The following is a 20,889-nucleotide window of genomic DNA, read 5'->3' as shown; positions in this document are numbered from 1 at the left end:
TTGGTGGCTAAGTGTGCGCAGATTCTGTACAACTAATCAATACAGTGAACTGAAATTCTGTGCAGGGGGATGAGGCTGATGATCAACAACCTGGACGAGCTCGAGGCGATCCTGCGTCCCGTGATGAAGGCGGTCGCGGTGGCGGTCGGCCCGCACTGCGAGGTCGTCCTGCACGACCTGTCCGGGCACGACATGGCCAGCTCGATCGCGGCCATCGAGAACGGTCACGTGACCGGGCGCAAGGTCGGCGGACCCTCCACCAATCTCGGGCTGGAGATGCTCAGGGAGGAGGAGGCCGACCACGACGAGTTCGGCTACAAGGGGCGCACCGGAGACGGCCGAGAGCTCCGCTCGTCGTCGGTCTACATCCGTGACGAGCAGGGCCGGGTGATCGCGGCGTTCTGCATCAACGTGGACATGACGCCGCTGCAGGCGGCGCGGGCCAACATCGAGCACCTGCTCGGGGACGAGGCGCCGGAGCGCGAGGAGATCTTCGCCACCGACATCGTGGAGGTGCTCGACAACCTCATCGAGACCGCGATCGAGAAGACCGGCAAGTCCGTCGCCTTGATGACCAAGGACGACAAGCTCGAAGTCCTGAAATATCTGGACGAGAAGGGGGCCTTCTTCGTCAAGCGCTCGGTCGACCGGGTCGCCCGGCGGCTCGGCGTCTCACGCGTCACCGCCTACAACTATCTCGACCAGCTCAACGATAGGCGGAGATCCCGGTGAGCGCCTCGCCGAGCACGAGCGTGTGGATCTCCTGCGTGCCCTCGTAGGTGAGCACGCTCTCCAGGTTGTTCATGTGCCTGATCACCGGGTATTCGAGCGTGATCCCGTTGCCGCCGAGGATCGAGCGGGCCTGCCGGGCGATGTCGAGCGCCGCCCGCACGTTCGCCAGCTTGCCGAAGCTGACCTGCCGGGGCTCCAGCCGCCCCTCGTCCTTCAGCGCGCCGAGGTGGAAGGCCGTCAGCGACGCCTGAGCCGTGCCGACGTACATCCACGCCAGCTTCTCCTGGGTGAGCTGGAACGCGCCGATCGGCTTGCCGAACTGCACGCGCGTCTTGGCGTACTCGACCGCCGCCTCCAGGCACGCGCGGGCGGCGCCCACCACCCCCCAGAGGATCCCGAACCGGGCCTCCGTGAGGCACGACAGCGGGCCTTTCAGCCCGGAGACCCCAGGGAGCACGGCGGAGCCGGGCAGGCGGACGTCGTCGAAGTACAGGGACGAGGTGACCGACGCCCTCAGGGACAGCTTCTTGTGGATCTCAGGGGCGGAGAAGCCCGGCGTGTCCGTGGGGACGACGAAGCCGCGGATCCCCTCGTCGGTCTGCGCCCACACCACCGCCACGTCGGCGATCGAGCCGTTGGTGATCCACATCTTGGATCCGTTGAGCACCCAGTCGGCGCCGTCCCGCTTGGCGTAGGTGCGCATGCCGGCCGGGTCGGAGCCGTGGTCGGGCTCGGTCAGACCGAAGCAGCCGATCGCCTCGCCGGCCGCCATCCTGGGCAGCCACTCGTCCTTCTGCTCGTCGGAGCCGTACCGCCAGATGGGGAACATCGCCAGCGACCCCTGGACCGACACGAAGGAGCGCAGCCCGGAGTCGCCCGCCTCCAGCTCGCGGCAGGCCACGCCGTACGAGGTGGCGTCCGTGCCCGCGCAGCCGTATCCCTCCAGGTGCATGCCGAGCAGGCCGAGCGAGCCGAGCTCCGGCGCGAGCTCGCGCGCCGGGAAGGTGCCCTCCTCGAACCAGTCGCCCACGTACGGCAGGACCCGGTCGGAGACGAACGAGGTGACCGTGTCCCTGATCAGCCTCTGGTCACCACTGAGCCGGTCGTCGACGCGAAGCAGATCGTCCATGAGGTGTCCTCTCCTCGCATAAGGGGCTACCAGGGTTCTACCAGGGGGAATCCCGATGTGCGAAGGCGCCCCCCGCGGGCAGCCTGGAGGCATGAGCGAACAGAACATCAAGCAGCTGCGCAGGACCCGCAACGGCCGGATCATCGCCGGTGTCTGCTCGGGCGTCGGCGAGTACGTCGGCATCGACGCGAACCTGATCCGCATCGCGCTCGCGATCGCGACGTTGTTCGGCGGGCTGGGCATCGGCGTGTACGCGATCGGATGGCTGCTCCTGCCCGAGGAGGGCAGGGACGCCTCGATCGTCCAGGACCTGATCAACAAGCAGCAGGCCAAGTCCTCCTCCACGACCACCGGCGTCTGGGACGACGAGCAGAAACCCCAGCAGTGATCACGTGGTGGCCGGGGCGCCCGCCCGGGCCGCGCTGTCACCGCGAGACTCGGCCCAGATCATGGCGAGCACGGCCGCGCACGTCACCCCCATGACGCCGGCCAGCGCGATCACCGGCTCGGGGCCGAGTCTCTCCGCGGCCAGCCCGCCCAGCAGGATGCCCGCGCCCTGCGCGGCCATCAGCCCCGACTGCGCCAGGCCGAACGCCTGGCCGCGCCGCTCGGCGGGCACCCGCTGGACGAACGCGGCGTTGGCCGCGAGCTGGTAGGCGCCCCCGATGCCCGACAGGACCCAGGCCGCCAGCACCACGGGCAGCGGTGGCCGCATCGCGGTCACGACCAGCGGCAGGCAGCTCAGCATGGCCATCCAGCCCATCATCCGCAGCCGCCTCGACGGCGAGACGAACCTTCCGAAGAGGAACGCCCCCACCACCGTGCCCGTCGGCATCGCCGCCATCAGCAGCCCGGTGATCACCGGCACCGGCAGCGTCCCCGTGTAGAGCTCCTTGGCGTACGGCGCGGCCAGGCCCTCGGGCAGGATGTAGAACCCGCACAGCCACGCGAAGAGCACGAGCGTGCGGAGCTTCCGGTCACCGAAGACCAGCCGGGTGCCCGCCCTGGTCATCTTCCACATGGACGGCCTGGCCCCGTCGCCGCCGGCCGCCGGGCGCCGCCGTACACCCGTGACCAGGATCAGCGCCGACCCCAGGAACGTCGCCGCGTCGAGCGCCAGCGCACGGTAGGGGCCCATGGTGGCGATCACCGCGCCCCCCGCGGCGAAGCCGAGCATCTGGACGGCCTGGTTCGTCATGTTCTGCAAGGCCGAGCCCACGACATAGCGGTCACCCTCCAGCACCTCGGGCAGCAGCGCCGCCCGGGCCGCCGAGAACGGCGCGCTGAGCAGCACCACCAGGAACACCAGCCCGCACAGCACAGAGAACGGCATGCCCGGCAGCGCCATCGCGGAGACCAGCGCGGCGCGGATCAGGTCGCAGGTCAGCATGACGCCCCTGCGGGCGAACCGGTCGGCGAGGCCGGCGAGCAGCGGGCCCCCGACGATGGACGGCAGGTAGGTCAGCGCGTAGACGGCGGCGGTCGCGAGCGGCGAGCCGGTGCGCTCGTAGACCAGCACGGCCAGCGCCACCTGGGCCAGCTGGTCGCCCAGCAGCGACAGGCCCTGGCCGTACCAGAGCGCGCGGAACTCGCTGATGGCGATGACCTCGCCGTAGGTGGCGTGATGGTGTCCAGCACGGCGATGCCGCCCCGGCAGCCGTCGCGTCCGCATGGCCCCCATTGGACTCCGCTGTGCCTGACTGAGCGTGTTCAGTATGTCACCTAAGGTGCCTGATCACCGGGCCGCCCGCAACCCAAAGCGGCCAACCCGATGCGCCTGGTCACCAGCCCAGCTCGTGCAGCCTCGCGTCGTCGATCCCGAAGTGGTGCCCGACCTCGTGGACCACCGTGATCCGCACCTCGTCGATCACGTCCTCCTCGGTGTCGCACACTTGGCAGATGGGATTGCGGTAGATCTCGATGCGGTCGGGCAGAACTCCGGAGTACCAGTCGCCGCGCTCGGTAAGGGGGACACCTGTGTAGAGACCCAGGAGATCGGGTTCGGGCGGGTCGTCGACCACCGTGACGACCACGTTGCTCATCACCCGGATCAGCTCGGGAGGGATCGTGTCCAGTGCCTCGGCCACGAGCTCCTCGAACTTCTCCCGCGATACGTCGATCACAGTTGCCATTCTGCCCCGCTTGTCAGGTGAGCCAGAAACCTCATGAAGTTCGTTGTCAGGTTGAACAGGGTCGCCCGGTCACGCGTGTCCAGGTTCCTCGCCGTGCTCGCGGTCGCGGCCGTCGGCGCCTGGCTGGGGATCTTCCTCAGCGGCACGGTCACGGCCCAGGTCGGGCCCGTGGAGACCGGCATGTCCCTCCGTCCCGCCTGGGGTGGCGAGACCGTCGTCGACGCCAGCCCGCTGGGGACGCTCACGTTCCACACCCACGACGCTCCGCTGCGGCTGCGCATCACGCTCGAGAACATCGACCAGGAGCGCGCCAAGGCGCTGATCGAGGACCCCCGCCTGGCCGACCGCCTTCCGGAGCTCATCGAGCGTGACCTGCTGGACGGGGTGCGCGCGCTGGTCGTCCGCTCGCTCCTGTGCGCGGGGGCGGGCGCCCTGCTCGCCGTCCTGATGGTCTTCAGGCGGCCGCGCGTCGCGCTGGCGGGCCTGCTGGCGGCCTCGGTCACGCTCGCCGCCACGGCCGGGCTCGCCGCCCTCACGTTCCGGCCCGGCTCGCTGGTCGAACCGCGCTACTCGGGCCTGGTCGCCGCAGCGCCGTCCCTCGTCGGCAGCGCCGAGTCGATCGTGACGAAGTTCGAGTCGTACCGGTCGCAGCTCACCAAGCTCGTGACGAACGTCTCGAAGCTGTACGACGCGGTCTCGACGCTGCCCGTGTACGACGCCGACCCGCGCTCGATCCGTGTCCTGCACGTCTCGGACATCCACATCAACCCGATCGCCTGGAACGTCATCCACTCCCTGAAGGACCAGTTCGCCGTCGACCTGATCGTCGACACCGGCGACATCACCGACCACGGCAGCAAGGCCGAGAACAAGTTCGTCGACGAGATCGGCCGCCTCGGCGTGCCGTACGTGTTCGTCCGGGGCAACCACGACTCGGTGATCACCCAGAAGGCCGTGGCCCGGCACCGGAACGCCGTCGTCCTGGACGACGAGGCCCAGAACGTGGAGGGCCTGAACATCTACGGCCTCGGCGACCCGCGCTTCACCCCCGACAAGTCGGTCGCCGTCGACGCGGACCCGGCCAACCTCGAACAGTACGGCCGCTCCCACCTCGGCAAGCTCGGTCAGGCGGACCTGGTGGCCGTCCACGACGACATCATCGCCCGCGGCTTCTCCGGCGCCACCCCCCTGGTGCTCGCCGGCCACGCCCACGAACGCTCCACCACCCTGCTGCCCACCGGCACCCGCGTCCTGGTCCAGGGCTCCACCGGCGGCGCCGGCCTGCGTGCCCTCGAACACGCCCAGCCCACCCCCGTACAGGCCTCGGTCCTCTACTTCGACAGGGAGACCAGACGCCTCCAGGCCTGGGACGACATCACGCTCGGCGGCCTCGGGGAGCAGTCGGTGTACGTCCAGCGTCACGTCGAGGACGAGCCTGGACGTATGATTGCCCCGGTGCCGACGACGCCCCCGTCCCCGACAGGCTCCGTCAGCACCACCCCGAAGCCGGCCGCCGGCCCGCCACTTTGGCATCAGGGGCGATCGTCCCCTATGCTTCAGAGGTCTCCGACGGAAGGCGACAGGGAATCCTAGCCCCCATCGTCTAGCGGCCTAGGACACCGCCCTTTCAAGGCGGCGGCACGGGTTCGAATCCCGTTGGGGGCACCGCGAAGCGCCTGGCGCACCGGGAAAACGGCCGGTCGAAGACCACCGAAAGCCTGGTAAGCTAAGCGGGTCGCAAAGCGCGGCAAAACAAAGCAAGGTCCTGTAGAGCAGTTTGGAGTGCTCGCCACCCTGTCAAGGTGGAGGTCGCGGGTTCAAGTCCCGTCAGGACCGCTCCGGGTCAGGTAGCTCAGTTGGTACGAGCGTCCGCCTGAAAAGCGGAAGGTCGGCAGTTCGACCCTGCCCCTGACCACCACACTTGAACAGCCAGAACGCCCCGAAGCGATCATCGCTCCGGGGCGTTTTCGTCTTTCTGGCGGCAGCTGCCTACGGCCTTGCGCTTGGCCCTGTTGTAACTCCAGCGGTAGATGGGGCTGTCGGATTGGGCAGGCTCTTGGTGACTACTAAGAGTATCCGATTAATTACTGAAAGTGATACTGATTGGTGGCACCCAGTAGGAGAGTGTGATGATCCACCGGCCGACCGTCGCAGGTCTGTTCCCGCCTCCGGGCTACGCGCACGCGGTTGTCGTGGAGCCGAGCCATCACCTGGCATTCATGGCCGGCGCCGTTCCTTTGGACGGTGGCGGCGGCCTTGTCGGTGCGGGCGATCTCGTGGCTCAGACGCGACAGGCACTGACCAATCTGCGCACGGCGCTGCGCGCGGTCGGCAGTGACCTGAGCCAGGTGTTGTCCAGCACGGTCTACGTCGTCGCGAGCACCTCCGAAGACCTTGGTCGGGCATGGGGCATCGCGTGCGATTCCGGGTTCGCCTCACCGCCGCACGCCTCGACCCTGCTGGGGGTTGCCTGCCTGGGATACCCCGATCAGCTCGTTGAGATCAGTGCCATGGCCGCGATCCCTTGACGCGTCAGAAAGGTAGCTCTTGGTGTCAGTCACTCTTGACGAAGTGCGAGCGATCGTGGCCGAATGCCTCAGTCTTGGTGACCCCGAGGGGTTGGCCTTCGATGCTCCCATCGTCGTGGACTCCCTCGCGCTCGTCTGGATTCAGCACCTGCTGGAAGAGCGGCACGGCGTCAGCATTGATCCCGAACGTTCAGACCTGCGCAGATTCACATCGGTCCGTGCCCTGTACGGCTATCTCTCCGAGAAGTTCCCTGACGATGTGGCTTGCTCCTGAGGCGAAGGCGTGACGTTCCGCCCCCGGCCGCGAGGCGGTTTTCGTATCCCTCCGGCACCCGGAAACCGGTCATGTCGGCTTTCTCGGTCCGCATCAGGGCCTCGCATCAAGGTAGGAGTTCATGACCAGCACCAATTCGGGCACTGCCGAATCGTTTGACGCCGTCGTCGTCGGCAATGGCGTACTCGGGATTTCCCTGGCCCTCACGTTGGCACGCCACGGCGTCGCTGTCGCTCTGGTGGGCCAGGAGCATCGTCCCTGGTCCGCCTCCGCAGCCGCGGGCGCGATGATCGGTTGCTTCGGTGAGGTCACGACCACGCTGCTGCACGGACGATCTGGACGCGCCAAGCTGGATCTCGGGTTCGAGGCGCGGAACCGGTGGGACGCCTGGCTGGCCGAGCTCGACGCCGACGCGGGGGAGCCCGGGGCCGAAAGCCTGATCACGGCCGACGGCACGTTCGTGCTCTTGAACGCGATCGGCGCACCTGGCGTCGATTCCGACAACTACGCGGCGATCCGGCAGGCGCTGGCCGAGTACGGCGAGAAGTACGAGGATGTCGACCCGTCACAGATCGACTGGATCGAACCCGATGCCTTGGCCAGGCCGCTGAAGGCGCTGCACATACCCGGCGAGCATGCCGTGAACTCGGCTCTCCTCCTGGACCGACTGCGGCAGGCGTTCATCGGGCGGGGCGGCCGGCTCGTCACCGACGAGGCCGTGGAGCTGATCGTCGATCACGACCGTATGGACGGCGTCGTTCTCGCCTCCGGCGACCGGTTGAGCGGTCGTACGGTCATCGTGGCCGCGGGAGCGCGTACCCAGCTCCTGTTGGACGGCATTCCCGATCTCGCCAGGACCGTGCCGCCCCTGGTCTCCGGATACGGCGTCTCGGTCCTCCTGGACACGACGCCCGCGGGAGGCCGGGTCCCGCGCAGTGTGATCCGCACACCCAACCGGGCGTTCGCCTGCGGTCTGCATGTCGTACCGCGCGGCCCCGGACAGGTGTACGTGGGCGCCACCAACATCATCTCGGCCGACCCGGTCGCGCACCCCGTGGTCAGGGACGTTCACTTCCTGTTGGACTGCGCCGTGCGTCAAGTGCATCGTGGGCTGTGGCACAGTCCCGTCACTCGCACGCATGTCGGCAACCGGCCGGTGTCTCTGGACGGTTATCCGCTCATCGGACAGGCCGGTCCCGACGGCCTGTGGATACTGACCGGGACGTATCGCGACGGGCTCACCCTCTCGCCGCTGCTCGCCCCTGAGCTGGCGCGCCGCATCCTCGGCGACGCGGCTCAGCTCGACCTCGGCCTCTTCTCACCGGTGCGCGCGCCGATCCAGTCCATGGAGCGCCACGAGATCGTCCGCACCACCGTCACGCACACCCTGGCGGTCGGATACGAGTCGAACTGGCATCTGCCCGTCGACTGGCCGACCCAGATCGAGCACAACATGTACCGCGAACTCACTTTCTTCGCGGACTCCCTCCACCCCGTGTTCACCCCACCACCGGAGATCCTGGCCACGGCACGGCACAACCCACGCATCTCGACGAGGTTGCGCCACTACTACGACCAGTACGATGCCGCCGGATCCGGCCAGGACGCGATCGCGTGAGCGCCGTCACGTCCCCCCGCACCGATCCGACCGATCCGACCGATCCGACCGATCCGACCGATCCGAGCTGCTATCACGCGACGCTGGCCACGCTGTTGCGGCAACGTTCCCCCGGCACCGATCCCGCCCTCGTCCTCGGCGCCACGGCGGCGACGGACGCCGAACGGCAGAACGGCTGGGTGGCGATGCACGATGTTCTGCCGACCCTGTGCGAGACCCTCACCGCGTGGGGCCATGACGTGGTCCGAAACCCGCTCGCCGGCTCGGAGGGCCTCGACGCGCTCTTCCAGGCGCTGCGCGACGGCCACCCGGCCATGGTCATCGTCGACACGTTCCACCTGGCGCACTACTGGATCGACCACGGCCGGGTGCACGCGCCGCACGCCGTAGTACTCCGCGAGTACGATCCGGCGGAAGGCACCGTCCGGCTTACCGACCCTGTCGACATCGTTCACTTCGACGACCGGGTGCGCGTCGACGCACTGGTGCCCGCGTTGAGTGACGACCGAGTCGACCTGCGCTGGCTGATGCTGCGTGACGGTTACGCGGGCAGGGGAGCCGGCCCCGTGAGGCGGTCGTGGGCTGGCCGGTTCCTCGACTACACCGAGATGCTCACAGGACGGGAAGGTTCCCGGCTCAGCGGGGTCGAACTGACCGACTGGCTGGCCGGATCCATGGACGATGTCCTGGGAGTCCTCCCGGCCATGCGCCGACCGGAACGAGCGTCCGGCGAGGACCCGGAGCGCGATCGCGTCGCCGGATTGCTGCGCGGCATGTGGACCTACCACCACACGCTGCGCTGGTTCGGCCGTCACCTGACGCTGGCGCCCGATCCGGAGGCGGACGGGTGCCCGTCACTCGACGCGGTGGCCGGCGCGGTTGAACGAGCCTCGCAGGACTGGCTCGTCACCCGCGCTCTCCTCGTGCGCAGCGTGATCCTTCCCGATCACGAACGTGGGAAGTACCGCGACGAGGTCCTCAACCGTCTGGGAGAGGTCCGAGCGGCTCTCACCGCCGCCGCGGACGTGCTGCGAGCACTGGGAGAGGAGATCGAATGGTAGCTCTCGGCGCGGCGGAAGCGCGGAAGGACATGCCGCCACGAACCCTGCCGGTCGATCTGTCCGCCTACCGTGACAACGCGGGCACCGCCCTGCCGGGCGTCGACATCGGTCCGGGGCTCGACGGCTTCGGTCGGTCCTATCCGGCCGAAGAGCTCGGCACCGTGGCCGGTCTCCTGCGGACGGCACCGGAGGCATGGGGGAGCGGAGCTCCCGACAATGTCGCCTGCGACGGACAGCGCATCGAGCTCCCCGCGCATCTGCACGTGACGGGTGTCATCGTACTGGGCTCCTGTACGAACGGGTCATTTCTTGACTCGCTTCACCTGGACGACGGCGACGGCGGCCGGCAGCGCGTGCCGGTCGGTCTCACCGACTTCCTCTCCGCGCGGCCGGTGTACGGCGATCGGTGTCACTTCACCGGCTCGCTGCTGCGCGAACACGGCCGGGACATCCCGGGACCGCGTCCCCGGCTCTATCGCCACGAGAGCCGGCTCGACGATGCCCTGCCCTGTGGTGCTCTGCTCCTCCCCGTCAACCCCGACATGCACATCTTCGGACTGTGGGTCCGCACAACCTCCATACAGCAGGGGGTCACGGCCCCGTGAGATGTCTGTACATCACCCAGGAGTACGCCCCGCACTTCACGGAGGGGGGCCTCGGCCTCACCAGCAGGGGACTGCCCGCGTCGTTGCAGATCCGACACGGTCTGGTACACGACCTCATCATGCCCGCCTACCCGTGGCTGGTGGAGCGGTCAGGGCTGCGCACAGCCGAGATCGGCCGGCTACCCGCCCGAACCATAGGGAGCATCACGTCCGAGGCGACCGTCCTGCGACTGCTCGACCACGGCGGGCCGTGCGACGTCGTCCTGATCAAGGCGGACGCCTGGTATGACCGGGATGGGATCTACCGTGACGCCAGGTACACGGAGTTCGCCGACGCCGTCGAGCGTGCCGCCTTCTTCGGGGCCAGCGTCGCCGAATGGGTTGAACGCACCGGCGTCACCTACGACCTCGTGCACGCCAACGACTGGCAGTCCGGGGCAGCCCTGGCCCACCTGCGGGCCCGGCGCGCCGGCGGCTCTCCGGCGCTGTTGATGAACATTCACAGCGCCGCCTATGAGGGGCACCTCGCCGGGCAGACGGCCCTGGGGGACCTGACCAGGACACTCGGACTACCCGGGGAGGCCGTCGCGCGGCTGCGACGCCGTGCGGGGGGCCGCGAGAGCATGCTCGTCCTGGGATTGCTCTCGGCGGACGCCGGGGTGACCTGCAGTCCGACGTACGCGCGGGAACTTCCCACGGTCCACGCGCACAGCGCGGTGGCCGATGTGTGGGCGGCGATGGACCACACCGGCGTCGTGTCCGGTGTGGACGGGACGATCTGGAACCCGGCGGCCACGGGTCGTCCGTCCGTGCCCTTCGACGCCGGCACCGTGGACGAGGGCAAGCGCCTCAACAAAGCGGCCCTTCAGCGTCGCCTCGGCCTGGTCGAGGACCCGGGCGTCCCGGTCGTCGGCATCTGCTCCCGTTTCGTCGCGGAGAAGGGCACCGATCTGCTGCTCGCGGCCATGACGCCGCTCCTCGCCGAGGGAGCCGAGGGAGCCGAAGGAGCCGTACAGATGGTGCTCATGGGGCCCAGCGTCGAACCCTTCCGCGGCGCGCTGGCCGCTCTGGCGAGCGAACACCCGCACCGGCTGGCCTGTGTTCCGCGATTCGATCAGGAGACGGCCTGGCTGCTCTACGCGGGCTCCGACCTCACTGTCATGCCCTCACGCGTGGAGCCCTGCGGCCTCAACCAGCTGATCGCCATGGCCTACGGCACGCTTCCCGTCGTCAGTCCCGTAGGCGGACTGCGGGACAGCGTCGTTCCCGTGGACTCCGATGACGGCATCGGCTGGATCATCCCCGCCCACACCCCGGAGGCCGTACGCGACACCGTCCGTTCCGCCCTCGCCGTGCTGCGGGACCGGCCCGCCGAGGCGAGTGTGCTTCGTCGCCGCGCCATGGCCCGGGACTGGTCCTGGGCCCGCACCGCGGACGAGTTCGCCCGGCTCTATCGGCGCCTGGCCGGTCTCGCGGGTGCCGCAGCCATATCGAGTCAGCAGGAGCACGTATGAGAATCCTTGTCACGGGCGGCGCGGGCTTCATCGGTTCGCACACGGCCGACGCCCTCCTCGACCTCGGCCACGAGGTCCGGATCCTCGACGCCTTGACGCCGCCGGTGCACGCCGAGCGGCGGTTCCCCGAACACCTGCGGGAGCGTGGCGCCGAGTGCGTCGAAGGCGATGTCCGCGACCGAGAGGCTTGGGAGAAGGCGCTGGATGGTGTCGACGCCGTGTACCACCTGGCCGCGTACCAGGACTATCTTCCGGACTTCTCCACTTTCTTCACTACCAACACGGTGTCGACCGCGCTGATGTACGAGGTGCTCGTCGCCCGTGGCCAGCCCTGTTCCCGTGTGATCGTCGCTTCCAGCCAGGCCGTGTACGGGGAGGGCGCGTACAGCTGTCCCGCCTGTCCCGCTCTCCGTGAGCTGCGGCCTGGTCCGCGCGCCCGTGAGCGCCTTGATCGCGGGCTCTGGGACCTGCCTTGTCCGTCGTGCGAGACCGCTCTCGAACCTGTCTGGACCGATGAGAGCGCCACTCGCCCGCACAACTCCTACGCCCTGTCGAAACATGGGGAAGAGTCACTCGCCCTGATGCTCGGTGACCGCTACGGCATCCCGACGGTCGCGCTGCGATACTCCATCGTCCAGGGCGCCCGGCAGTCCTTCCGCAACGCCTACTCGGGTGTCCTCCGGATCTTCAGCCAGCGTGTGATCAACGGTCGCGCTCCCCTTTGTTACGAGGACGGGCGCCAACTGCGCGACTACGTGTCCGTCCACGATGTGACCCGTGCCAACGTGCTGGTCCTCGGTGACGATCGAGCGGTCGGACGCGCGTTCAACGTGGGCGGCGCACGCCGGGTGAGTATCCGCGACTATGCCGCACTGGTGATTCGGGCGGCCGGCGCCAATTGCGAACCCGAGATCGTCGGGTCCTACCGGGTCGGGGACACCCGCCATGTGTTGTCGAGCACCGAGGCGCTGCAGGCGCTCGGCTGGCGTCCGGTCGTCGAACTCCCCGACGTCGTCGACGAGTACCTGTCCTGGGTGGCGTCCCAACCCGATTTCCGCGATGTCACCTCTGAGGCGGACAACCGGATGTACGCCCTCGGCACGCTCCGCCGAACTCGGTGAAGCCGTCCCGGACACCGGCCTCCCCCATGACCGAGCGAAGTCAGGACCAGTACCCCTCCATGCATGACTACCTTGATCGTCTGAGCCGTAGCCTGAAGGCCGTCTCCGTGGCGGATCTGGCACGGGTCGCCTCCATCATCGAGGCCGCCTACCGTTCCCGCGGAACGCTGTACGTCTGCGGCAACGGCGGCAGCGCCGCGACCGCCTCGCACTTCGCCGTGGACATGGCGAAGAACACCCGCGTGTCCGGTGTTCCTCCGGTGCGGGTCGTGTCCCTCGTCGACCATGTGCCCGCACTGACCGCCTGGGCCAACGACATCGGGTACGAGAAGGTCTTCAGCGGTCAGATCGAGGGGCTCGCCGTGCCGGGAGACGTGATCATCGGCATCAGCACGAGCGGCAACTCTCCCAACGTCCTGCACGCGCTCGCGTACGGTCGCGACCATGGCATGACGACCGTCGGCCTGCTCGGTCCCGTCGGCGGGCATGCCCGAGACCTGTGCGACGCGTGGGTGGCGGCGCCCGCGGAATCCATCGAAGAGCAGGAAGACCTGCACATGACCATGACCCACGTGCTGACACGGCACATGCGGGAGGTCGTCCGCGGATCCGATGCCACCTCGGTCACCCTGGCCGTGACAGGAGAGCCTCGGTGACGCGACGGCCCGCCGTCTTCCTCGATCGTGACGGGACTCTGACCGAGCCGAGGCACTACCCCAGCCGGCCCGAGCACCTGGTGCTGTCACCCGGGGTGGCACCTCATCTGCGTGCTCTCCGGGAGCGAGGGCTGGCCCTCGTGGTGGTTACCAACCAGTCCGGCCTGGCCCGAGGGCTGTTCGGCGGCGACGACCTGGAAGCCATGCACTCCCATCTGCGGTGCCGGCTCGCCGCCGAGGGGGTGACGCTGGACGCCATTCTGCACTGCCCGCATCACGCCGAAGGTGTCGTCCCGCATCTGGCCGTCGCCTGCGACTGTCGCAAGCCCGCGCCCGGCCTGCTGCTGAGGGCCGCTCACGAACTCGGTCTCGACCTGTCCGCCTCCTGGATGGTCGGTGACTTCGCCAGCGATGTGGAGGCAGGGCGGCGGGCGGGATGCCGTACCGCTCGGGTCTGTTACGGCGGGGCGTGTGACACGGAATCAGACGGAGCCGACATTCGTGCCTCCAGCACCGCGGAGGCGCTGCGAGCGATCCGGGATCGCGTGGTGGCACAGGAGGGCTGTTCCAGGGGCGTTCCGGCGGTGACCGTCACCTCAGGGCGGCTCGCCGACGGGCGCCGCGTCCACTTCTACGACGATGGACAGGTCCGGCCTCGCGTCGTCAGAGACCGGCGGACTCTGCCGCCGCTTCAGCCACCCGGCACCCTTCGCTGGGATCCGTTGGAGGAAGAGTGGGTGATCTCCGCCCCTTCCCGCAGGGCGCGCACCCGCGGGGGCGAGAAGGTGTGCCCGTTGTGTCCCAGCCGGGGCGATCTGGCCACGGAGATTCCCGCCGAGAGCTACGACGTCGTCGTCATCGACAATCGCTATCCGGCGCTGACCGGCAGCGACGCCGTACCCCATCGTCCTGAGCACGGCGGTGTGCTCGCCGATGTGCCCGCCTCCGGGGCATGCGAGGTCGTGTCGTTCGGCAGTGACCACGACGTCCCCCTCAGCCGCCTGCCCGTCGAGCGTGTACGTACGGTGATCACCGCCTGGGCCGACCGCACCCTCGCGCTCGGAGCGCGCCGGGAGGTGGCGCAGGTCCTGTGTTTCGAGAACCGAGGTGCACAGATCGGCGCCAGCCTGGCTCACCCGCACGGGCAGATCTACGCCTATCCGTTCGTGCCCGCCCGGTTCGCCCGCGTACAGGCATGCGCTGAACGGGCCCATGAGCGGGGGGAGGGCTGCATCGCCTGTCGCCTGATCGAACGGGAGACGGCCGCACGAGAACGCCTCGTCGTGCAGCGCGAGCACTGGACGGCGTTCGTGCCGTACGCGGCCCGCTGGCCGTACGAGATCTATCTGTATCCCCGGCGTCACCTGCCTGACCTGCCCGCGCTGACACCGGACGAGACCACTGAGCTGGCCCATGTCTACCGCTCCGTCATCGGCTGCCTGGACCGCGTGGCGGCCACCCCGCTCCCGTACATGAGCCTGTGGATGCAGGCACCTGCCCGGCGAGGCCGGGAGTACAGCCACCTTCACGCCCGCATCTTCACCGACAGGTACTCGGAAGCATCCGTCAAACGGCCGGCCGCGGGGGAGTTGGGCGCCGGCGCCTTCGTCAGTGAGACCGACCCCGAACGGACGGCGGCGCTGCTGCGCGCGGCCCTGTAGACACCAAGGAAGGAGGTCCACGTGTGGATGAGCAGCGCCCCGCTGCGGATCTCTCTGGCCGGGGGCGGAACGGACCTGCCCAGCTATGCCCGTCGCTTCGGGGGGAGCGTCCTGGGTTCGGCCATCGACCTGCGCGTCACTGTCGTCGGACACACCGGCAGCGCTGGGCATGGCATCCGCGCCTGCCTGGACAGCTGTGCGCACAGCCAGGCGCCGGATGCCCAGATCAATCCCTTCGCCCGTGAAGTGCTGCGCAGACACTGGGACGGTTCGCCGCTGCGACTCGCCTCCTTTGGTGACGTGCCAGGCGGGAGCGGCCTCGGCAGCTCCGCGGCGTTCTGTGTCGCCCTCCTGGCGGGGATGTCCCGGCAGCCACTGTCGCCGGAGCAACTGGCCGGAGCGGCGGGCGACATCGAGACCCGCAGCCTGGGCAGGCCCGTCGGCCGGCAGGACCCCTACCTGTCCGCGTACGGAGGCATGCGACAGCTCTACTTCGACCGGTCGGGCGGGGTGGAGGTGGAGGACGTCGAAGTCGACGCCGAGACGATCAGGAGACTCGATGACGAGCTCCTGCTGTTCTTCACCGGCACCGTGCGTGACGCGGGAGAGATGCTCGCCGCACAGAACGCGCGTGTGGTCCATGGGGACCGGGACACGCAGTGGCGACTGCACGAGATCAAGGAGCTCACGACGGTGGCGCGAAAGGCGCTCACCGAGGGTGACACCGTCTCGCTCGGAAACCTGCTGGGCCGCCACTGGGAGTTGAAGTGCGGCTTGGGCACCGGGGTGTCCCTGCCCTCCGTCGACCGGGCCTATCGTGACGCGCTCGCCGCCGGAGCGACCGGCGGCAAACTCCTCGGCGCGGGTGGTGGAGGGTTCCTGCTCCTGCACGCTCCGGCGCACGCCTTGGACGACGTACGCGCCGCTGTGACGGCCCACGACTTCACCGAACGCGTCTTCCGCATGTCGGCCAGAGGAGCCGACGTCATGCGCTGTCCGTGACGCACCACGTATTCCCTTCTCCTCGCCCAAGGAAGACCTCGCCATGCTCACGTCCTACCGGCGCATGTTCTCGGCGCCCGGCACCGTCGCCTTCACCGTGACCGGATTCATGGGACGGCTGCCGACATCGATGTACGGTGTGAGCGTCGTCGTCATGGTGGCGACCCTGCGCGACTCCTACGCGCTCGCCGGAGCCGTGTCCGCGGCCGGTTTCGCGGCGGTGGCCGTCCTCACACCGTGGATCGGACGGCTCGCGGACCGCCACGGCCAGGCCAGGGTGGCCGTACCGACCATCCTGATCTCCGCGTTCGCGTCGACGCTGATGGTTCTCTGCGTCCGCTGTGGGGCTCCGGACTGGACCTTGTTCGTCACCTACATGGCCTCCTCGGGCGTCCCCAGCGTTGGCGCGATGGCCAGGGCGCGCTGGGCCGAGCTGTACCGGAACGAGCCGGATCTGCTGCACAGTGCCAACTCCTTCGAGCAGACCCTGGACGAACTGTGCTACATGCTCGGTCCGGTGCTGGCGACCCTGCTGTGCGCCATGGTCATGCCCGAGGCGGGACTGACCACCGCGACCGCGCTGCTCCTGGCTGGAACGCTGCTTTTCGCCGCCCAGCGCCGGACCGAACCCGCCGTGCATCCCGTCACGGCCGGCACCGGATCACCTCTGCGCGTCGGCGGGATCAAGGAGATCATCGCGACGTTCCTGTTCACCGGTGTGATCTTCGGCAGTGTGGAGGTCGTCACCGTGGCCTATGCCGAATCGCTGGGCCACGCCTCGGCCGCGGGCGTGATCCTGGGCCTCCTCGCCGCGGGTTCGGCGATCGCGGGGCTGGCATTCGGCACCCTCAGAGCGCGGCACACGACTTCGGCGCGCTTCCTGGCGTGCGTCACCGCCATGGCCGTGCTCATGCAGCCCGTACTGTTCGCGGGGGACATCTGGACGCTTGCCGTGCTGCTCTTCGTCGCCGGTGTGGCGACCGCGCCGACCATGATCACCAGCATGACGCTCGTCCACGAGCTGGTGCCGCCGGCGCGGATCAACGAGGGCATCACGCTCACCAACACCGGGATGCTCATCGGCATCTCGGCCGGCGCTGCCATCGGCGGCTGGATCGTGGATGTGGCCGGCGCCCGGACCGGCTATGCGGCACCCGCCGTGGCGTCCGTGCTCGCCTTGCTGGCCGCACTCATCGGTTTCGGCCCCGCGGCGCTGGGCTCGCGGGCCGGCGAGCATCACCGCGAAGGATCAACAAGGAAGGTGGTCACCGATGGCAGCTGAAACCCGTACGTGGTGGGGTGCGGACATCCTTGGACGCGGGGCGGCGTCCGCGGTCTGGGCGAGGGTTCCGCATGAAGTGACTTTGGGGCAGCTGAGGGAGCGCATCACCGAACGGGCGACGGCTTTGAGGGCGCGCGGTGCCGGGCGTGGGTCCACCGTCGCGTTGTGCGTGCCGCCGGGGGTGACGCAGGTGGAGACGCTCTTCGCGGCCTGGTCGCTCGGCGCGCAGGTGATCCTGGTCGACCACCGGTCATCCGCCGGTGAGTTCGAGCGCGTCCTGTCCCTGTGTGAGCCCCAGTACGTGCTTTCTCCGGCCGCGACGCCGGGCAAGGCGACGGCGATTCTGGCGGACGAGCACCACGTCCGTGTGGAGCGCCGGGTGACCGGCCGCTCCGCCGAGAGTGACATCTGCCTGGTGCAGTTCAGCTCCGGGTCGACGGGTGCGCCGAAAGCCGTCGGCCGGTCCTCCGGCTCGTTGCTCGCCGAACTCGACCGGTACGCCGCACTGGAGGGTATGCCCGGGCGGGGTGAGCGGCTCGTGCTCCTCAACTCGCTGACCCACACCATGGGGCTGGTGGGCGGCCTTCTGCACGCCCTCAACGCGGGAGTCGAGCTGGTGTTCCCAGCGCGGATCAACCCCGCCGACGTCTTACAGTCTGCCGCTGAGACCGGAGCGCACGCGATTTTCGGGGTCCCCGTACACTTCGACCTCCTTTCTCGTCGCCGGCACCGGAAACCGCCCGCGCTGCGGTTGGCCGTGTCGGCGGGGGAGATGCTCCCCCAAGAGGTGTACGACCGGTTCGCGGACGCCTTCGGGACCACCATCCGGCCGGTGTACGGCACCACGGAGACCGGCCTCGTCGCGGCGGACCTCGCCGGAGGCTGCGCGCCGCCCTGCGTGGGGACTCCCACCCGTGACATGCGAGTGAGGGAACTCGCGGGTGAGCTCCATGTCGCTCTGGAACGTTCCCCTTACCTGTACACCGAGCAGCACGGACGGTACGACGACGGGTGGCTGCGTACCTTCGACCGGTGCGTGGGCGAGGCGAGGACAGGCCATCTGCACATCCTCGGTCGCACCGACTCCGTGGTCGTGGTCGGAGGGTTGAAGGTCGACCTCGGAGAGGTCGAGGCCGTGCTTCGCGGGCATCCGTCCGTCCGGGAAGCGGTCGTGGTGTGTGACGCGACCATCGAGGCCTATGTGGGCGGTGACGAAACGCTCACAGCGGATCTCCTCGCCCGCTGGTGCCGCGACCGGCTGAGCGACTTCAAGATCCCACGGCGCTTCCACCTGGCAGCCGCCGTCCCGAGAAATCCCGACGGAAAGATCATCCGCAGGCCCGAACTCCTGCGGATGGCCTTCCGGACCGCGAACGGATGAGCGCCCTGCCCGGTGCGGCCCTCTGGACTGGTAAGGAAGCCGTGAAAACTCTGATCATCGACAACTACGACTCCTTCACCCACAATGTGGCCCACTACCTCGCGGAGGCGAACGGGAGCGAGCCGACCGTCATCCGCAATGACGAGCCCGGATGGGACCCGCGGTCTCTCCGGGACTTCGACAACGTGGTGATATCCCCCGGTCCAGGCCGTCCCGACAGGGAGGGTGACTTCGGGATCTCCGCGCAGATCATCGCGACCGCGGGAATACCCTTGCTCGGCATCTGCCTGGGGCACCAGGGGATCTGTTACGTCTTTGGCGGCAAGGTCGGACTCGCTCCCCGCGCCGAACACGGCACCTGCTGGCCGGTGGAGCACACCGGGGAGGACATCTTCGCCGGACTGCCTTCGCCGTTCATGGCGGTGCGGTATCACTCCCTCGCCGCCGTCGAACCGCCGCCCGATCTCGTCGCCACCGCCTGGACTTCGGACGGCGTCATCATGGGCCTTCGGCACCGGGAGCGCCCGATGTGGGGGGTGCAGTTCCACCCCGAATCCATCTGCACCGAGCACGGCATGAGGCTCTTCCGTAACTTCGCGGCTCTCACGCGCCGGTGGCAGGACGAACGAGGCGGATCGGCGACCACGCCCAGGGCGGCGACCACGTTCGTATCACCTGGCCATGCCCCGCTTGTCCCGCACGTGTCGGCCGGCCGACACGTCATCGTCCGTGCCGTCATCGCCGACATCACCCCCGAAGCGGTGTACGACGCGCTGTACTCCGATGCTCCCTACGCCTTCTGGCTGGACAGCAGCAGATCCGGAGACCGGGATGGACGGTTCTCCTTCATGGGCTGCGCCGGCGGGCCGCTGGCCCGTGTGGTGAGCGCCGATGTCTGGCACGGCCGTCTCATGATCGAGTCTGCCGCCGGAACGGCAGTCCATCAGGGACCGTTCTTCGACTGGCTCGAGAATGATCTGGCTTCCCTCCGCACTCACGTGCCGGGCCTGCCGTTCGACTTCACGCTCGGCTGGGTCGGCTACCTCGGCTACGAGCTCAAAGCCGAATGCGGGGGAGACCGCTGCCATCGCTCACCGTACCCGGATGCGGTCATGGTCTTCGCGGACAGGATGATCGTCTTCGACCACGTCGCCCGGGACATCTACCTGCTCGCCCTCGCCGAACCCCACGACGATGCCGCCGCGACGCGATGGCTCGACGACGTGCAGGCCCGGCTGGAACGAACGGCCGGCGAGCACGCGCCCGTCCCTGGCCCGCCGGCCATCGACTCCCACGGCCGCGCGGGCCGCATCCGCCTGCGCCATCCCAGAGACCGCTATCTGGGGCTGATCGCCCGTTGCCAGGATGAGACGGCTGCCGGCGAGTCCTACGAGATCTGTCTGACGAACATGCTGACCGTCCCGGGCACCTTCATCCCCTGGAACGCCTACCGGTTGCTGCGGCAGCAGAACCCCGTGCCGTTCGCGGCGCTCCTGCGCCTGGGGCCGCTCTCCGTTCTCAGCACCTCTCCGGAGCGATTTCTGCGGATCGACGCCGACGGCGTCGTCGAGTCGAAGCCCATCAAAGGCACACGTCCACGCTCGGCGGACCCGGCCGAGGACGAACGGCTGCGGAACGATCTGGCGACTCATCCCAAGGACCGCGCGGAGAACCTGATGATCGTGGACCTCGTCCGCAATGACCTGAGCAGGAACGCCGCGGCCGGCTCGGTGCACGTCGACCCGCTCTTCGACGTCGAGACCTTCGCCACGGTCCACCAACTGGTGAGCACGGTACGCGCCCGGCTCAAGCCCGGGGCCTCGGCCGTCGGCTGCCTGAGAGCGTCGTTCCCCGGCGGCTCCATGACAGGGGCCCCGAAGATCCGCACGATGCAGATCATCGACGAGCTGGAACAAGGGCCGCGCGGTGTCTATTCGGGCGCGATCGGCTATTTCTCCCTGTCGGGAGCCGCGGACTTCAGTATCGCGATCCGAACCGCGGTGATGTCCTCGGAGGGCATCGAGTTCGGAGTCGGCGGTGCGATCATCGCTCTGTCGGATCCCGAGGCCGAGTTCGAGGAGACGGCGGTGAAAGCCGCACCACTCCTGCGGCTGCTCGGGCAGGAGTTTCCCAGAGGCGATGCGACGGCAACCGGACGTCTGGCCACCGGATGACAACCAGCGAGGATCAGCC

At 68.7% G+C, this 20,889-nt stretch carries 19 protein-coding genes and 3 tRNA genes; 19 read left to right on the top strand and 3 right to left on the bottom strand.

Features of this window, described 5'->3' with window-relative positions; translation table 11 throughout:
- The first annotated feature begins 78 nt into the window (after window positions 1-78).
- Window positions 79-732 (top strand): helix-turn-helix transcriptional regulator, encoded by a 654-nt coding sequence (locus DQW85_RS03405; protein WP_162794688.1) that lies wholly within the window; start codon window positions 79-81, stop codon window positions 730-732.
- Here the strand turns inward: DQW85_RS03405 and DQW85_RS03400 are convergent.
- The gene (locus DQW85_RS03400) at window positions 707-1,861 is read right to left on the bottom strand and encodes an acyl-CoA dehydrogenase family protein (RefSeq protein WP_113698954.1); all 1,155 of its coding nucleotides are present in this window, start codon (window positions 1,859-1,861) and stop codon (window positions 707-709) included. The two genes, DQW85_RS03405 and DQW85_RS03400, sit on opposite strands and share 26 nt — an antisense overlap.
- Before the next feature lie 91 nt (window positions 1,862-1,952).
- Between DQW85_RS03400 and DQW85_RS03395 the strand changes: the two genes are divergently transcribed.
- Window positions 1,953-2,249 (top strand): PspC domain-containing protein, encoded by a 297-nt coding sequence (locus DQW85_RS03395; RefSeq protein WP_113698953.1) that lies wholly within the window; start codon window positions 1,953-1,955, stop codon window positions 2,247-2,249.
- Here DQW85_RS03395 and DQW85_RS03390 read toward each other — a convergent pair whose 3' ends face one another.
- Window positions 2,250-3,533, bottom strand: coding sequence for an MFS transporter (locus tag DQW85_RS03390; RefSeq protein WP_240196895.1), 1,284 nt, complete (start codon window positions 3,531-3,533; stop codon window positions 2,250-2,252).
- A 109-nt stretch (window positions 3,534-3,642) separates the two neighbouring features.
- Complete coding sequence (locus DQW85_RS03385; protein ID WP_205314847.1) at window positions 3,643-3,993, bottom strand: metallopeptidase family protein; 351 nt, start codon at window positions 3,991-3,993, stop codon at window positions 3,643-3,645.
- Between the two features lie 33 nt (window positions 3,994-4,026).
- Between DQW85_RS03385 and DQW85_RS03380 the strand changes: the two genes are divergently transcribed.
- The 17 genes from DQW85_RS03380 to pabB all read left to right on the top strand — a co-directional run bounded on the left by DQW85_RS03380 (window position 4,027) and on the right by pabB (window position 20,870).
- The gene (locus tag DQW85_RS03380; protein ID WP_113698951.1) at window positions 4,027-5,586 is read left to right on the top strand and encodes a metallophosphoesterase family protein; all 1,560 of its coding nucleotides are present in this window, start codon (window positions 4,027-4,029) and stop codon (window positions 5,584-5,586) included.
- Window positions 5,586-5,658, top strand: a tRNA-Glu gene (locus DQW85_RS03375). The genes DQW85_RS03380 and DQW85_RS03375 overlap by 1 nt, the downstream gene beginning before the upstream one ends.
- 96 nt (window positions 5,659-5,754) lie before the next feature.
- Window positions 5,755-5,829: transfer RNA gene (locus DQW85_RS03370), tRNA-Asp, on the top strand.
- Window positions 5,830-5,834: 5 nt separating this feature from the next.
- Window positions 5,835-5,911: transfer RNA gene (locus DQW85_RS03365), tRNA-Phe, on the top strand.
- A 211-nt stretch (window positions 5,912-6,122) separates the two neighbouring features.
- Window positions 6,123-6,521 carry a RidA family protein gene (locus DQW85_RS03360; protein WP_113698950.1) on the top strand — a complete coding sequence of 133 codons (399 nt, stop codon included), beginning with the start codon at window positions 6,123-6,125 and terminating at the stop codon, window positions 6,519-6,521.
- 43 nt (window positions 6,522-6,564) lie between these two features.
- Window positions 6,565-6,795 carry an acyl carrier protein gene (locus DQW85_RS03355; protein ID WP_205314846.1) on the top strand — a complete coding sequence of 77 codons (231 nt, stop codon included), beginning with the start codon at window positions 6,565-6,567 and terminating at the stop codon, window positions 6,793-6,795.
- Window positions 6,796-6,916: 121 nt separating this feature from the next.
- Window positions 6,917-8,413, top strand: a complete 1,497-nt coding sequence (locus tag DQW85_RS03350; protein ID WP_113698948.1) for an NAD(P)/FAD-dependent oxidoreductase — start codon at window positions 6,917-6,919, stop codon at window positions 8,411-8,413.
- Window positions 8,410-9,474 carry a cysteine peptidase family C39 domain-containing protein gene (locus DQW85_RS03345; RefSeq protein ID WP_113698947.1) on the top strand — a complete coding sequence of 355 codons (1,065 nt, stop codon included), beginning with the start codon at window positions 8,410-8,412 and terminating at the stop codon, window positions 9,472-9,474. Before DQW85_RS03350 ends, DQW85_RS03345 begins: the two co-directional genes overlap by 4 nt.
- Window positions 9,468-10,079 (top strand): hypothetical protein, encoded by a 612-nt coding sequence (locus DQW85_RS03340; protein ID WP_205314845.1) that lies wholly within the window; start codon window positions 9,468-9,470, stop codon window positions 10,077-10,079. The genes DQW85_RS03345 and DQW85_RS03340 overlap by 7 nt, the downstream gene beginning before the upstream one ends.
- Window positions 10,076-11,593 (top strand): glycogen synthase, encoded by a 1,518-nt coding sequence (locus tag DQW85_RS03335; protein ID WP_113698946.1) that lies wholly within the window; start codon window positions 10,076-10,078, stop codon window positions 11,591-11,593. The genes DQW85_RS03340 and DQW85_RS03335 overlap by 4 nt, the downstream gene beginning before the upstream one ends.
- Window positions 11,590-12,714, top strand: a complete 1,125-nt coding sequence (locus DQW85_RS03330; RefSeq protein WP_113698945.1) for an NAD-dependent epimerase/dehydratase family protein — start codon at window positions 11,590-11,592, stop codon at window positions 12,712-12,714. The genes DQW85_RS03335 and DQW85_RS03330 overlap by 4 nt, the downstream gene beginning before the upstream one ends.
- A gap of 26 nt (window positions 12,715-12,740) precedes the next feature.
- Entirely contained in the window at window positions 12,741-13,370 is a 630-nt protein-coding gene (locus tag DQW85_RS03325; RefSeq protein WP_205314844.1) for a D-sedoheptulose-7-phosphate isomerase, read from the top strand.
- Window positions 13,367-15,031, top strand: a complete 1,665-nt coding sequence (gene galT, locus DQW85_RS03320) for a galactose-1-phosphate uridylyltransferase (RefSeq protein ID WP_205314843.1) — start codon at window positions 13,367-13,369, stop codon at window positions 15,029-15,031. The genes DQW85_RS03325 and galT overlap by 4 nt, the downstream gene beginning before the upstream one ends.
- Window positions 15,032-15,058: 27 nt before the next feature.
- Window positions 15,059-16,033: a GHMP family kinase ATP-binding protein gene (locus tag DQW85_RS03315; protein ID WP_205314842.1), complete on the top strand. Its 975-nt coding sequence runs from the start codon at window positions 15,059-15,061 to the stop codon at window positions 16,031-16,033.
- Between the two features lie 43 nt (window positions 16,034-16,076).
- Window positions 16,077-17,315, top strand: a complete 1,239-nt coding sequence (locus tag DQW85_RS03310) for an MFS transporter (protein WP_205314841.1) — start codon at window positions 16,077-16,079, stop codon at window positions 17,313-17,315.
- Entirely contained in the window at window positions 17,305-18,696 is a 1,392-nt protein-coding gene (locus DQW85_RS03305; RefSeq protein ID WP_113698942.1) for a class I adenylate-forming enzyme family protein, read from the top strand. Before DQW85_RS03310 ends, DQW85_RS03305 begins: the two co-directional genes overlap by 11 nt.
- A gap of 41 nt (window positions 18,697-18,737) precedes the next feature.
- The gene (gene pabB, locus DQW85_RS03300) at window positions 18,738-20,870 is read left to right on the top strand and encodes an aminodeoxychorismate synthase component I (RefSeq protein ID WP_113698941.1); all 2,133 of its coding nucleotides are present in this window, start codon (window positions 18,738-18,740) and stop codon (window positions 20,868-20,870) included.
- The last annotated feature ends 19 nt before the right edge of the window (window positions 20,871-20,889 follow it).

The organism is Nonomuraea lactucae (assembly GCF_003313395.1).
GTDB classification, from domain to species: Bacteria; Actinomycetota; Actinomycetes; order Streptosporangiales; family Streptosporangiaceae; genus Nonomuraea; species Nonomuraea lactucae.
This window is presented reverse-complemented; position numbering and strand designations above follow the sequence as displayed.

Coding starts and splice junctions, on each gene's coding strand:
- DQW85_RS03405 (WP_162794688.1), top strand. CDS start 79: ATGATCAACAACCTGGACGAGCTCGAGGCGATCCTGCGTCCCGTGATG.
- DQW85_RS03400 (WP_113698954.1), bottom strand. CDS start 1,861: ATGGACGATCTGCTTCGCGTCGACGACCGGCTCAGTGGTGACCAGAGG.
- DQW85_RS03395 (WP_113698953.1), top strand. CDS start 1,953: ATGAGCGAACAGAACATCAAGCAGCTGCGCAGGACCCGCAACGGCCGG.
- DQW85_RS03390 (WP_240196895.1), bottom strand. CDS start 3,533: ATGCGGACGCGACGGCTGCCGGGGCGGCATCGCCGTGCTGGACACCAT.
- DQW85_RS03385 (WP_205314847.1), bottom strand. CDS start 3,993: ATGGCAACTGTGATCGACGTATCGCGGGAGAAGTTCGAGGAGCTCGTG.
- DQW85_RS03380 (WP_113698951.1), top strand. CDS start 4,027: ATGAAGTTCGTTGTCAGGTTGAACAGGGTCGCCCGGTCACGCGTGTCC.
- DQW85_RS03360 (WP_113698950.1), top strand. CDS start 6,123: ATGATCCACCGGCCGACCGTCGCAGGTCTGTTCCCGCCTCCGGGCTAC.
- DQW85_RS03350 (WP_113698948.1), top strand. CDS start 6,917: ATGACCAGCACCAATTCGGGCACTGCCGAATCGTTTGACGCCGTCGTC.
- DQW85_RS03340 (WP_205314845.1), top strand. CDS start 9,468: ATGGTAGCTCTCGGCGCGGCGGAAGCGCGGAAGGACATGCCGCCACGA.
- DQW85_RS03330 (WP_113698945.1), top strand. CDS start 11,590: ATGAGAATCCTTGTCACGGGCGGCGCGGGCTTCATCGGTTCGCACACG.
- DQW85_RS03325 (WP_205314844.1), top strand. CDS start 12,741: ATGACCGAGCGAAGTCAGGACCAGTACCCCTCCATGCATGACTACCTT.
- DQW85_RS03315 (WP_205314842.1), top strand. CDS start 15,059: ATGAGCAGCGCCCCGCTGCGGATCTCTCTGGCCGGGGGCGGAACGGAC.
- DQW85_RS03310 (WP_205314841.1), top strand. CDS start 16,077: ATGCTCACGTCCTACCGGCGCATGTTCTCGGCGCCCGGCACCGTCGCC.
- DQW85_RS03305 (WP_113698942.1), top strand. CDS start 17,305: ATGGCAGCTGAAACCCGTACGTGGTGGGGTGCGGACATCCTTGGACGC.